12 protein-coding genes are annotated in these 12,424 nt (G+C 59.9%); 2 read left to right on the forward strand and 10 right to left on the reverse strand.

What is annotated here, in order from left to right; genetic code table 11:
• Positions 1–16 precede the first annotated feature (16 nt).
• Together GA0061100_RS05980 and GA0061100_RS05985 are read right to left on the reverse strand one after the other, a co-directional pair.
• Positions 17–889, reverse strand: a complete 873-nt coding sequence (locus GA0061100_RS05980) for a methylated-DNA--[protein]-cysteine S-methyltransferase (protein WP_075851738.1) — start codon at positions 887–889, stop codon at positions 17–19.
• A 111-nt stretch (positions 890–1,000) separates the two neighbouring features.
• A complete protein-coding gene (locus GA0061100_RS05985) occupies positions 1,001–1,504 on the reverse strand; it encodes a DUF2244 domain-containing protein (RefSeq protein WP_075851926.1) in 504 nt (167 codons plus the stop codon).
• Between the two features lie 22 nt (positions 1,505–1,526).
• Between GA0061100_RS05985 and nth the strand changes: the two genes are divergently transcribed.
• A complete protein-coding gene (gene nth, locus GA0061100_RS05990; protein WP_208621516.1) occupies positions 1,527–2,306 on the forward strand; it encodes an endonuclease III in 780 nt (259 codons plus the stop codon).
• A gap of 2 nt (positions 2,307–2,308) precedes the next feature.
• Here nth and GA0061100_RS05995 read toward each other — a convergent pair whose 3' ends face one another.
• Positions 2,309–3,025, reverse strand: a complete 717-nt coding sequence (locus tag GA0061100_RS05995) for a sulfate transporter family protein (RefSeq protein ID WP_075851739.1) — start codon at positions 3,023–3,025, stop codon at positions 2,309–2,311.
• 253 nt (positions 3,026–3,278) lie between these two features.
• Here GA0061100_RS05995 and GA0061100_RS06000 point away from each other — a divergent pair, with 253 nt between their 5' ends.
• The gene (locus GA0061100_RS06000; RefSeq protein ID WP_075851740.1) at positions 3,279–4,130 is read left to right on the forward strand and encodes a MurR/RpiR family transcriptional regulator; all 852 of its coding nucleotides are present in this window, start codon (positions 3,279–3,281) and stop codon (positions 4,128–4,130) included.
• A gap of 5 nt (positions 4,131–4,135) precedes the next feature.
• Here the strand turns inward: GA0061100_RS06000 and GA0061100_RS06005 are convergent, their stop codons facing one another.
• From GA0061100_RS06005 to GA0061100_RS06035, 7 genes are all read right to left on the reverse strand, one after another.
• The gene (locus GA0061100_RS06005) at positions 4,136–5,719 is read right to left on the reverse strand and encodes an FGGY-family carbohydrate kinase (protein ID WP_075851741.1); all 1,584 of its coding nucleotides are present in this window, start codon (positions 5,717–5,719) and stop codon (positions 4,136–4,138) included.
• A 20-nt stretch (positions 5,720–5,739) separates the two neighbouring features.
• On the reverse strand, positions 5,740–6,414 hold the full coding sequence (locus GA0061100_RS06010) for an HAD family hydrolase (protein WP_075851742.1): 675 nt from the start codon (positions 6,412–6,414) through the stop codon (positions 5,740–5,742).
• A gap of 98 nt (positions 6,415–6,512) precedes the next feature.
• Complete coding sequence (locus tag GA0061100_RS06015) at positions 6,513–7,994, reverse strand: mannitol dehydrogenase family protein (protein WP_075851743.1); 1,482 nt, start codon at positions 7,992–7,994, stop codon at positions 6,513–6,515.
• A gap of 146 nt (positions 7,995–8,140) precedes the next feature.
• Positions 8,141–9,145, reverse strand: a complete 1,005-nt coding sequence (locus GA0061100_RS06020) for an ABC transporter ATP-binding protein (RefSeq protein ID WP_075851744.1) — start codon at positions 9,143–9,145, stop codon at positions 8,141–8,143.
• A gap of 11 nt (positions 9,146–9,156) precedes the next feature.
• Entirely contained in the window at positions 9,157–9,999 is an 843-nt protein-coding gene (locus tag GA0061100_RS06025) for a carbohydrate ABC transporter permease (RefSeq protein WP_075851745.1), read from the reverse strand.
• Between the two features lies 1 nt (position 10,000).
• Positions 10,001–10,873 carry a carbohydrate ABC transporter permease gene (locus GA0061100_RS06030; RefSeq protein WP_075851746.1) on the reverse strand — a complete coding sequence of 291 codons (873 nt, stop codon included), beginning with the start codon at positions 10,871–10,873 and terminating at the stop codon, positions 10,001–10,003.
• Between the two features lie 147 nt (positions 10,874–11,020).
• On the reverse strand, positions 11,021–12,337 hold the full coding sequence (locus GA0061100_RS06035) for an ABC transporter substrate-binding protein (protein ID WP_075851748.1): 1,317 nt from the start codon (positions 12,335–12,337) through the stop codon (positions 11,021–11,023).
• Between the last annotated feature and the right edge of the window lie 87 nt (positions 12,338–12,424).

The raw sequence follows: 12,424 nt of genomic DNA on the forward strand, positions 1-12,424 counted from the left end.
CAAACTGCGCAATCCCTCAAGTATCCCCCGATTCCCATCCCAGCATGGCCCGCTTGCGCGTCAGACCCCAGTGATAGCCCGTGAGCTGACCATTCTTCCCAAGCGCCCGGTGGCAGGGCACGACGAAGGAGATCGGGTTACGGCCGACCGCTGCGCCGACTGCCCGCATCGCTGTCGGCTGGCCGATATCTCTGGCGATGTCGGAATAAGTCACCGCACGGCCCATCGGGATCTTCAAGAGGCTCTCCCAGACACGAAGCTGGAAATCCGAGCCGATCAACACCACCCGCAACGGCTGGTCGCTCGTCCAATTCGAGCGCTCAAAGATGCGGGCCGCGTAAGGCGCCGTCGCATGCGGATCCTCGATGAACTCGGCATTCGGCCACCGGCAGGTCATATCCGCGAAGCACGCCTTTTCATTGCCGGAATCGCTGAAGGCAAGACCCGCAAGACCACGATCCGTGACCATGATCAGGGCGAGACCGAAGGGCGAGATGTGGAACGCATAGCGCATCACCAGACCGCTGCCCCTCGCCTTCCATTCACCGGGAGACATCGCCTCGTGCGTCACGAACAGATCGTGCAGCCGGCTCGGGCCGGAAAGACCGACCTCGAAGGAGGTCTCCAGGAGTGGCAGATCCTCCTTGCGCAGCAGCCGCTTGGCATGATCGAGCGTGACGGCCTGAAGGAACGCCTTCGGCGACAGACCGGCCCAGCGCGTAAACGTCTTCTGCAGCTGCGTCGGCGACTGGCCGAGCCGGTCGGCAAGCATCTCCAACGACGGCTGGTCGCGATATTCCTCGGTAATGAGCTCGATGACCTCGCGCACGGTCTCGTAATCCTGACCTTCCGGGGTGATGTCTTTCTTCAGCTGTGCAATCGCATTCATAATCTTTCTCCTTGGAAAGGAGAAAACCACGGCAAGAAGGCTAAAACCACCCGTTTCTTGCGCATATGGTCTCTCTGCGAAAATGTGATGTCGCCGACTTGTGCGAGCCTCTCATATCCGCTGCGTCACGGTCGCCAACGCCCGCTTGAATGCCTTGGCAAAGCTCTCGCGATCCTCCGGATTGAGGAACGATCCGACATCGGTGTCATGGCTTCTGTCGCGGACATGCATGGAGACGACACCGATCTCGCTGTGGCGGCGAACCAGGAACCGCGTCCAGAACGGATTGAAGTCGTGCTCCACCATCCGGCCCGTCGGCGAGAATTTGCGGATAGAGACATTGGTTCGCGACACCGTCACCTCCTCGCGCACGCGCCCGGAACGATAATTCAGCCAGAAGGCACCATAGAGCAGGAAGAAATCGGCACCGAAGAAGATGCCGATCGGCCAGGCGCCGCGCGTGACGAAGATAATGCTGTAGAAGAGGCAGAAAGTGCCGGCCAGGGCCAGCATGATCTTGAACCCCTTTCGCGGCAGCGAGCGATGGGGAAACAATTCGGCGGCAAAAACCGGCCTGTTGCCGTCTGCAGCCGTATCGGCGTTGCGTTCCGTCATAGGACTTGAGTATAGGTCGTTTATGGCAAATCCAAAGATCAAATCCAGCGCCCAAACCGCGAAAAAGTCAAATGCGACCGCAGGCCGCAAGCCGGCGGCCAAGAGCCTCTATTCCAAGGCAGACCTGGAAGAGATCTTCCAGCGCTTCTCCATTCAGCGGCCGGAACCGAAGGGTGAGCTGGAGCACGTCAACCCCTTCACGCTCGTTGTCGCCGTGGCGCTATCGGCCCAGGCGACCGATGCTGGCGTCAACAAGGCGACGCGCGCCCTCTTCGCCGTCGCCGATACCCCACAGAAAATGCTCGATCTCGGCGAGGAGCGCATTCGCGAATATATCAAGACGATCGGCCTTTATCGCAACAAGGCGAAGAATGTCGTGGCGCTATCGGAAAAGCTGATTACCGATTTCGGCGGCGAGGTACCGCGGACGCGCGAGGAGTTGATAACCCTGCCCGGCGTCGGCCGAAAGACCGCGAATGTCGTGCTCTCCATGGCCTTCGGCCAGGCGACGATGGCCGTCGACACGCACATCTTCCGCATCGCCAACCGGCTGCTGCTCGCCCCCGGCAAGACGCCTGATGAAGTCGAGCAGCGGCTGATGCAGATCATCCCCGATCAATATCTCTATCACGCGCATCACTGGCTGATCCTGCATGGGCGCTACTGCTGCAAGGCGCGCAAGCCCGAATGCGAACGCTGCGTGATTGCCGACCTCTGTCGCTCGCCGGAAAAGACCTGGGACATCCCCGCTCCCTTGGTCGAATTGCCGGCGCAGATCATCGGGGCGGAAGTCTCAGGCTGAAACTATCGAAGACTCAGGTTCGCTTCCCTGTGCGAGATCAGCTTGTGCAGATGCACCATCATGCCTGCAGCAAAGAGCGGCGTCAGCAGATTGAGAATTGGGATCGCCAGAAAAGCCGCAATGACCAATCCGGCAAGAAAGACCGTGAAGGCGTGCTTGACCCGGAACTGTCGGGCGTCATCCGGTGAGCGGAAGCGCATGGCTGCGAATTCGAAGAATTCCCGACCCAGCAGATAGCCGTTCACCAGAAAAAAGGCGACGAGATTGACGCCAGGAATGAACAGCAGGAACAACGCCACAATATTGCCGACGATGACGACGCCGAGAAACCGCACAGAGCTCTTCATTGCCGCGGCGATCGGCATCGCCGTTCCCGGCGCATCGTCGGGATAGTCGCGTTTTTCTACAACTTCGGCGACATCATCGAGAAAGAGCCCGGCGATCAGGGCCGTGACCGGCGAAATCAGCAGCGCCATCGCCAACGCCAATGCGATGCCGGCGAAGACGGCAAGGAAGAGCGTAAGCCAACCCGTCCAATCCGAGGTGGACGGCATGAAGCCTTGCAGCCAGGGCAATACAAAGGAATTGAAGGCGCCTCGCAGGACGAACCAGAGCACGAGAAGTGCCAGCAATGTGAGGCCCAGAACCTTCCAGAAAACCTTGCGCGTCTCCGGCGCAAAGAGATTTTCAAAGGAGCGGCGGGCAGCAAGGCCAATCATTCGGTCTACCTCTTTTGGTGGTAATCGGACACTTAAGAAGCAGTTGCATCGATATCAATATCCCGTGCAGATATATGAATGTGTCAATTAAAAATTTGAATTATTGTAATACAGTTTGCACTAATATATTCTGTACGCCACATTAAGAACAACAACCGCAACAAGATCGGCGGCCCGATTAAAATTGAATGGCCAATTGACATAGAAATTGGCGCGTTAGAACATCGAAAAGACCATCAAAGAGGCGCGAAACTTGGAAGACCTTAGTCAGAAACTTAGACAATATATAAAGATCGGCACTCCGGCCGAACGAAGAATTGCTAAGTATTTCTCCGAGCATCTGAATGAACTACCATTCGAGACGGCTTCCTCCGTTGCCGACAGGCTGGAATTGAGTCCGATGACGGTAGGACGGTTCCTGCGGTCGCTCGGCTATCACGGTCTGGATGGGATAAAGGTGCATCTCAAGGAAAATGCGCCCAGCCTCACGTCGCAATTGCCCAATATTCTCGAACAGCTTCAAAAGGACGCAAGCGAAGGCCGGCCGCTTGCGACCCAGATTGCCGAACAAGTCGAGATGCTGCAGCATATCTACAATCTCGCCGGCCAGCCGCAATGGCACGACGCAGTCGCGACAATTCTCTCCTCCGGAAATGTCTTCATCACCTCCCACCCCAGTCTGGCGGGGATCGGCCGCTATTTCCGCGACCGCCTGACCTTTGCCCGCGACCAGGTCCTCTTCCTCGACGGCGCCAATGGCAGCTATATCGAGCTGTTCGGCGAGCCATCCGAAGATGGGCTGCTCGTTGTCATCGACTCCCCGAGCTTCGTCGCATCGCGTCTTCTGGCGCGCTCGGCTCGTCGCGCGGGCTGCAAGGTATTGCTGGTAACCGGCCAATTCACGGAATGGGCGCATGAATTCGCAAACTTCACACTGTCCCTGCCACCGCAACGCGCCAACAGCCGCGAAAACCTTTCGGCCATAATGGCACTGCTGGAATATCTGGCGATTTCAGCCGCTCACGCGGCGGGTGAAGCGGCGGAAATGAGGACGCGCCGCATAGAAGAACTTCAAGGCATGTTCGCGCAGGCGCCGCTGCGCTAAATCGCCTACTCCATGGCATCCAGCTCCGCGCGATGGCGATACATGGCGAGGAAGCGCCGGTAGTCGCGATCGTAGAGCTCTTTCTTTCCGGCATTCGGCAGCCGTTCATGACCCCCCGGGTACATCGCGGCACCGGCTGCGCCCAGGCTTTCATGGAGACCGCAGGAGACGGAGGCGGCAATTGCAGTGCCGAGCAGTACCGTCTCGTTCATCTTCGGGATTACGACCTTGCAGCCGGTCACGTCGGAATAGAGTTCCATCAGCACGGAATTCTTCACATGGCCGCCTGCGACATGCAGCGTGTCGGGCACGTAGCCGTAATCCCGCATGCGCTCCAGGATATGGCGGATGCCGAGCGCAATGCCGACGCTGGTGCGCCAGTATAGCCGGCAAAGGCCATCGAAGGACGCATCCAGCGTCATGCCGCTGATGACGCCCAAGGCATGCGGATCGGCAAGCGGCGAGCGATTGCCGTGAAAATCGGGCAGCACATGGATGCGCCCGCCAAGGGTATCACCCTCTGCAAGCCTGAGCTCCGCGATCCGTCGGACGATCCGGTCGTGCAGCGCCGCCGTCGGTGGGCCGCCGGCCGCATGCATGCTGACGATATGATCGAGCAGCGCACCCGTGGCCGACTGCCCGGCCTCGGCAAGCCACATGCCCGGGAAGACGGCCTCGTAATAAGGCCCCCACATGCCAGTGCTGCGCTTGCGCTCGCGGGCGAAAGAGACGACGCAACTCGAGGTTCCGGCAATCAGCGCCAGTTGATGCTCCAGCATGTCGGCATCGCCGGCATGGGCGGCAAGCGCCCCGAGCGCGCCCGCGTAGGCATCGATCATGCCCGCACCGACATGGCAGTTGCGATCCAGCCCCAAGGCCTCGGCCGCTTCCGCCGTCAGCGTGCCGATGCTCCTGCCGACGGCGACGCTCTCCTCAGGCAAGCCGCCGCGCTCCCGCAGATCGCCAAGGCCGATCACATTGAGAAAATCGGCCTGCCAGCCCGGTTCGCGATGCGCGAGGTAGTTCCATTTCGCCACCAGTGTCGAGCGCGACCGCGCAAGCGAACCGGTTGCCTTCCAGGTCATGAAATCGGCAAGATCGAAGAAATAACCGGCCTCGGCCCAGCTTTCCGGCAGGTTCTCTTTCAACCACATCAGCTTCGGCATTTCCATTTCCGGCGACATGAAGTCCCCGGAATATTCGAGAACAGCATGGCGCGTCGCCGTGCAGTAATCCGCTTCGGCCAATGCCCGATGATCGAGCCAGACGATGGTGTCGAACCTCTTCTCGCCGCCGGTGGAAACGGTGAGCTGCCCGCCGTCGCGATCGCGCACGACGAGCGAACAGGTGGCATCGAAGCCGATCGCGCCGATGACGGATGCATCGACGCCGGATACCTTCATTGCCACGCGAACGGCGGTGCAGACGGCAGTCCAGATGTCTTCGGAATCATGCTCGGCGTGGTTTTCACGCGGGCGGTTCATCAGGATCGGATGTTCGCTTTTGCCCAGCAGTGAGCCGCTCGCCGTGAAGACACCGGCGCGTGCGCTGCCTGTGCCGATATCGACCGCAACCACGTGATCACGCATGCAAAAGAGGTCCCGACCACTTATCTCATGTTGCGGACAAGTTGTATCAATTCCGGCATCGCGTCAAACACGACTTCCGGCGAAAGCTGCTCCAGCTCCGCCCGGTAACTCGGTGAATGCGCATGCGAACCACCGGTGAAGGCGAAGACCGTCATGCCGGCCGCGCGCGCCGCAGTAATGCCCGCCGGGCTGTCCTCCACGACGATGCAATCCTTCGGCGGCACGCCCATCTTTTCGGCCGCATAGAGAAAGAGATCCGGCGCGGGCTTGCCGCGTTTGACCATGCTGGCGCTGAAGATATTCGGCTCCAGTTTATCGAGAAGGCCAGTCACGCCGAGCGAAAGGCGGATGCGCTCCAGCTGGCTCGACGAGGCGACGCAGCGCGGAAGCTTGAGCACATCCAGCGTCGCTGCAATGCCGTCGATCGGCTTCAATTCATGCTTGAAGCGCTCGTAGAGATCGTTGCGGATGCGATCGAGAAATGCCTGGTCGATGAAGACATCGAACTCCGTCTGCATCGTATCGACGAGCGTCGCAAGGCTCTTGCCGAGAAAGCGGCTGTAGACATCCTCTTCGCTCATCTCGACGCCGACATCGTGCATCGCCTGAATAAGCACGCTGACCGACAGAGGCTCGCTATCCACAAGCACACCATCACAGTCGAAGATTACGAGCCCTTTTCCCGCACCCGTCATCACAGATCCAACCCGAATTCTGTTGTTGTCCCGCCGCCAGATTGACCCGCGCAGCAATGGAAAACGGCCGGAACAGGAGAAGTCCGGCCGTTCGAAAATTATTCCGCGAGTTTGTTGTCCAAGTATAGCTGCAGGGTGACGCGGGTACCCTTTTCCCACAGCGTTTTCAGTGCATGCGCGAAGCGCTTGCGGAAAAGATCCGATTTGGCAACTTCGCCGAAGATGTCGTCGAAGACGAGGAAGGCATTCGGATCGTCCTTCGCCTTGAGTGCTGCCTCATGCAGCCGGTCGGCACTGGCATCGTTGAAGACGATGTCCTTACCGCTGTCGCTCTTGCCGGCGAAGTAGCGGCACCAGAGCGCCGAAACCAGAGCGAGGCCGATAATGTCCTCGCCACGGCGAAGACGGTCCGCCGTCGACGGCAGGATGAATTTCGGCTGGCGGTTGGAGCCGTCCTGCGCCAGGCGCGGAATGGTGTCGGCGATCTTCGGATTGGCGAAGCGATGTTCGATCAGCTTGAAGTAATCGGCAAGCACCGTATTCGGCACGGGCGGAATGACGGGGATGATCTCGTCGTTTTCGAGCTTGGCGAGGAAAGCGCGGATCAGCGGCTCTTTCATGGCTTCGTGGACGAAATGGATATCCATCAATGCCGCGGGATAAGCGATCGCCGCATGGCCGCCATTGAGGATGCGGATCTTCATGTGCTCGTAGGGAGTGACATCGGGCACGAAGGTCACGCCGACCTTTTCCAGCGGCGGACGGCCTGCCGGGAAATTGTCTTCCAGCACCCATTGCTTGAACTCTTCGCAATAGACCGGCCAGTTGTCCTCGATATCGAAGGCCTCTTTCAAAAGATCGATCTCGCGCGCGCTCGTTGCCGGCGTGATGCGGTCGACCATGCCGTTCGGGAAAGCGACGTTGGCGGCAATCCAGTCGGCAAAGGCCGGATCCGAAAGCCGCGCCGTACCGACGACGGCGGCTTTGGTGACGCCGCCATTATGGGGAATGTTGTCGCAGGACATGACGGTGAAAGGCTGCAGGCCGGCAGCGCGGCGTGCCTTGAGACCAGCGACGATCAGGCCGAACACCGTCTTCGGCGCATCCGGGCTCTGCCCGTCGGCGACGATCGCCGGATGGGCGGGATTGAACTTGCCGGAGGCATCAATGAAGTAGCCGCCCTCGGTGATCGTCATAGAGACGATGCGGATCGTCGGGTCGGCGAGCTTGGCGATGATGGCCTTGGCATCGCCGACCGGCAGGATATCGACCATGGGCGAGGTGACGCGCGCGGCCGTGCGATTGTTGTCCTGCTCGACGACGGTGGTCAGAAAATCCTGGGCAGCCAGCTTCTCGCGCATGGCCGCATCCGATGGCAGGACGCCGGCGCCGATGATCGCCCAGTCATGGGCTTCGCCGGTATTGAAAAGGTCATCGAGATAGATTGCCTGATGGGCGCGATGGAAATTGCCGACACCGAAATGCACGATGCCCGCCGAAAGCGACTTCCGGTCGTAAGCAGGAATGGCCGCCTTTGCAGCCGCCTCCTGGAGAGTTGCGAGCGATAATTTGCACGTCATGTCTCTGGTCCTTCTGAAAGGTCTCTGGCTCCGGACGGTTGGGGGCCGCGCCGGCTGGTATGCTTGCCCGGCCCACGCAGATCGATGGACGCGAACCGCGACGGATGCGTCGGCTGTGCCCGCTCAGGCGCGCACGGCCTTGGCTTTTAGGCTGAGATCGCCAGCCCCTCGGCATTGAACCGGTGAATATGTGCCTTGTCCGGCGTCAGGTAGACGGTATCCCCGGCCCGGGCCGGAAAGTCGCCCGAACCGCGTGCCGTCACCGTGCCAATCCCGTCGACGTCGATATGGAGGAAGGTGTCGGAACCGAGATGCTCGGCAACCAGCACCTTGCCCTGCCAGTCGCCCGAGCTGGTCGACAGCAACGTGTGTTCCGGCCGTACGCCGATCGTGTCGCCGCCAAGGCTCTGCGCATAGGCGCCCTTGACGAAGTTCATCTTCGGCGAGCCGATGAAGCCGGCGACGAAGAGGTTGCGCGGGCTGCGGTAGAGCTCCAGCGGCGAGCCCACCTGCTCGATATTGCCGCGGTTGAGCACGACGATCTTGTCGGCCATGGTCATGGCCTCGACCTGGTCGTGCGTCACATAGACCATCGTCGTCTTCAGCTGCTGGTGCAGCTCGCTGATCTCGAGACGCATGTTGACGCGCAGCGCCGCATCGAGGTTCGACAAGGGCTCGTCGAAGAGGAAGGCCGCCGGCTGGCGCACGATGGCGCGGCCGATGGCGACGCGCTGGCGCTGACCACCCGAGAGCTGGCGCGGCTTGCGTTCCAGATAATCGGTCAGGTTCAGGACGCGCGCGGCATCGGCAACCTTCTTGTCGATTTCGGCCTGTGGCATGTTCGCCATCTTCAGCGGAAAGGCGATGTTCTTGCGCACGCTCATATGCGGATAGAGCGCGTAGGACTGGAACACCATGGCAAGGCCGCGGTCGGATGGCTTCAGATTGGTGCCGTCCTTGCCGTCGATGAGGATCTGTCCGCCGGAGACATCTTCGAGACCGGCGATCAGGCGCAGCAGCGTGGACTTGCCACAGCCCGACGGACCGACGAACACGACGAACTCGCCATTATCGATCTCAAGGTCGATGGACGGGATGACCTTGGCTTCGCCGAAGACCTTGGAGACCTGTTTGAGAACAATGCTACCCATGTTTCTCTTCCTTACTTAACCGCGCCAAAGGTCAGGCCGCGAACGAGTTGTTTCTGGCTGAACCAGCCGAGGATCAGGATCGGAGCGATCGCCATGGTCGATGCTGCCGAGAGCTTGGCATAGAACAGGCCCTCCGGACTGGAATAGGAGGCGATGAAGGTGCTCAGCGGCGCCGCGTCTACCGCGGAGAGGTTGAGCGTCCAGAAGGCCTCGTTCCAGGCGAGGATGATGTTGAGCAGCATCGTCGAGGCAAGGCCGGGGATCGCCATCGGCGTCAGCACGTAGATGATCTCCTTGGCGAGCGTCGCACCGTCCATCCGGGCGGCTTCGAGGATCTCGCCGGGGATTTCCTTGAAGTAGGTGTAGAGCATCCAGACGATGATCGGCAGGTTGATCAGCATCAGCACGACGACCATGCCCACGCGACTGGCGAACTGGTTGTTCAAAAGGCCAAAGCTCTGGAACAGCAGGTAGATCGGGATGAAGGCACCGACCGGCGGCATCATCTTGGTCGACAGCATCCACATCAGGACGTCCTTGGTCCGCTTGGTCGGCGAGAAGGCCATGGCCCAGGCGGCAGGCACCGCAACGAGCAGACCGAGAATGGTCGAACCGAAGGCGATGATGACCGAGTTGCCGAAGTGGAGGAAGTAGTCCGAGCGCGACTGCACCTCGAAATAATTCTCCAGCGTCCAGTGGAAGAAGAGGAACTGCGGCGGCGAGGCGATCGCATCGCCTTCCGTCTTGAAGCTCGTCAGGATCGTCCACAGGATCGGGAAGAAGATGAGGATTGCCACGATCCAGGCGGCGATCGATACGACGATCTTGCGTTGCGTGGTGACTTTGCGTGCCATCTCAAGCCTCCAGATTCTTGCCGACCGCGCGCATCAGGAAGATCGCGACGATATTGGCGAGGATGACGGCGATGATGCCGCCCGCCGATGCGCCGCCGACGTCCTGCGACAGAACGATCTGCGAATAGACGAGATAAGTAAGGTTGGTCGTCGCCGTACCCGGACCACCATTGGTGGTGACGAGGATCTCGGCGAAGGCCGACAGCATGAAGATCGTTTCGATCAGGATCACCACGGTGATGGCGCGCGCCAGATGCGGCAGGATGATGTGGATGAACTTCGAAACCGGTCCGGCGCCATCCATCTCGGCAGCTTCCTTCTGCTCCTCGTCCAGCGACTGCAGGGCCGTCAGCAGGATGAGTGTTGCGAAAGGCAGCCACTGCCAGGCGATGATGATGATGATCGACAGCAGTGGAACCGTCTCCAGCCAGGTCAGCGGATCAAGCCCGAAAAATTTGAAGAGATGCGCCAGAAGCCCGTTCACCGGGTTCATGAACATATGCTTCCAGATGAGGGCTGCGACCGTCGGCATCACGAAGAAGGGCGCAAGCACCAGCATGCGCACGATGCCCTGGCCGAAGATCGGCTGATCAAGAAGGAGAGCCAGTGCAATGCCGCCGACCACGGTAATCAGCAACGCACCGCCGACAAGCAGCAGCGTCACGATCAGCGAGCTCAGGAAGGCAGGGTCACTGATGAAATATTCGTAGTTGAGAAACCCGATGAAATCATGCGTGCCGGGGTTCAGCAGATTGTAGTTCAGCGTCGAGAAATAGATCGTCATCACGAGCGGGACGATCATCCACGCGAAGAGGAGCAGAACCGAAGGCGCCATCATGACGCGCGCGGTGGAACGGGTGTGCAACGTTGCCATGGCAAGTACCAACCTATCTTTCAAGCGGGAGAGGTGGCCGTGGACCGGCTGAAACGAAAAGGGCCGCCAAGGGCAGTTCGGCGCTCGGCGGCCTAGGGGAAAGCAGTGCTCGAGAGGGGGCGCTGCTTTCCTTAGCTTCGAAGGCCCTTACTTCGGATAGCCGGCCTTCGTCATTTCGCGGGTGGTCAGCTGCTGTGCGGCCTTGAGCGCCTGATCGACCGAGATCTGGCCGGCAAGCGCTGCCGAGAACTGCTGGCCGACAGCCGTGCCGATACCCTGGAATTCAGGGATGGCGACGAACTGGACGCCGACATAGGGAACCGGCTTCACGGTCGGATGCGTCGGATCAGCGGAGTTGATCGAGTCGAGCGTCATCTTGGCGAAAGGCGCTGCCTTCTGGTAGTCCGCATTCGCGTAGAGCGAGGTACGGGTGCCGGGAGGTGCATTCAGCCAGCCTTCCTTCTGAGCAACAAGGTTGGTGTATTCCTTGCTGGTTGCCCAGGAGATGAACTTCTCAGCGGCTTCGGTCTTCTTCGAGGAAGCCGGGATGGCGAGGTTCCATGCCCAGAGCCAGTTGCCGCGCTTGCCGAGGCCCTTGTCCGGCGCCAGGGCGAAACCGACCTTGTCGGCGACCTTCGATTCTTTCGGATCGGAAACAAAGGAGGCTGCAACGGTGGCATCGATCCACATGCCGCACTTGCCGGACTGGAACAGGGCCAGGTTCTCGTTGAAGCCGTTGGAGGAAGCGCCCGGAGGGCCGGCGTCCTTCATCAGCTTGACGTAGAAGTCGAGCGTGTCCTTCCATTCCGGCTGGTCGAACTGTGCCTTCCACTTCTCATCGAACCAGCGAGCGCCGAACGAATTCGACATCGCCGTCAGGAACGCCATGTTCTCGCCCCAGCCTGCCTTGCCGCGAAGGCAGATGCCGTAGACCTCATGGTCCTTGTCAGTGATCTTGCGGGCAGCATCGGCGATGAAGTCCCAGGTCGGCGCGTCCGGCATCTTCAGGCCGGCCTTGTCGAACAGGTCCTTGCGGTACATCACCATCGAGCTTTCGCCGTAGAACGGTGCCGCATAAAGCTTGCCGTCGGTCGTCAGACCGCTGCGAATGGCCGGGAGAAGGTCATCCACGTCATAGTTCTTGTCGGCGGAAAGCTTGTCGAGCGATGCAAGCCAGCCGAGCTTGCTCCAGATCGGCACTTCATAGGTGCCGATGGTCAGCACGTCGTACTGGCCAGCCTTGGTAGCGATGTCGGTCGTAACCTTCTGGCGCAATACGTTTTCTTCAAGCGTGACCCATTGCAGATCGATACCGGGGTTCTTGGCTTTGAAATCGTCCGTAAGCTTCTGCATACGGACCATGTCGCCGTTGTTGACCGTCGCAATCGTGAGGGTTTCGGCAGACGCCAGGCCGGCAAACATCAGAGCCGAGCAGGCGCCCAGCAGTAAAGTTTTCAATTTCATATCTTCCTCCCAGAAGATTAAAAATGAGCATTCGCTTTGCTCGTGGGCAATTACTCACTTGTTGCGACAAAATGTCAATGCAGATTC

Source organism: Martinezella hainanensis (assembly GCF_900094555.1).
GTDB classification, from domain to species: domain Bacteria; phylum Pseudomonadota; class Alphaproteobacteria; order Rhizobiales; family Rhizobiaceae; genus Rhizobium; species Rhizobium hainanense.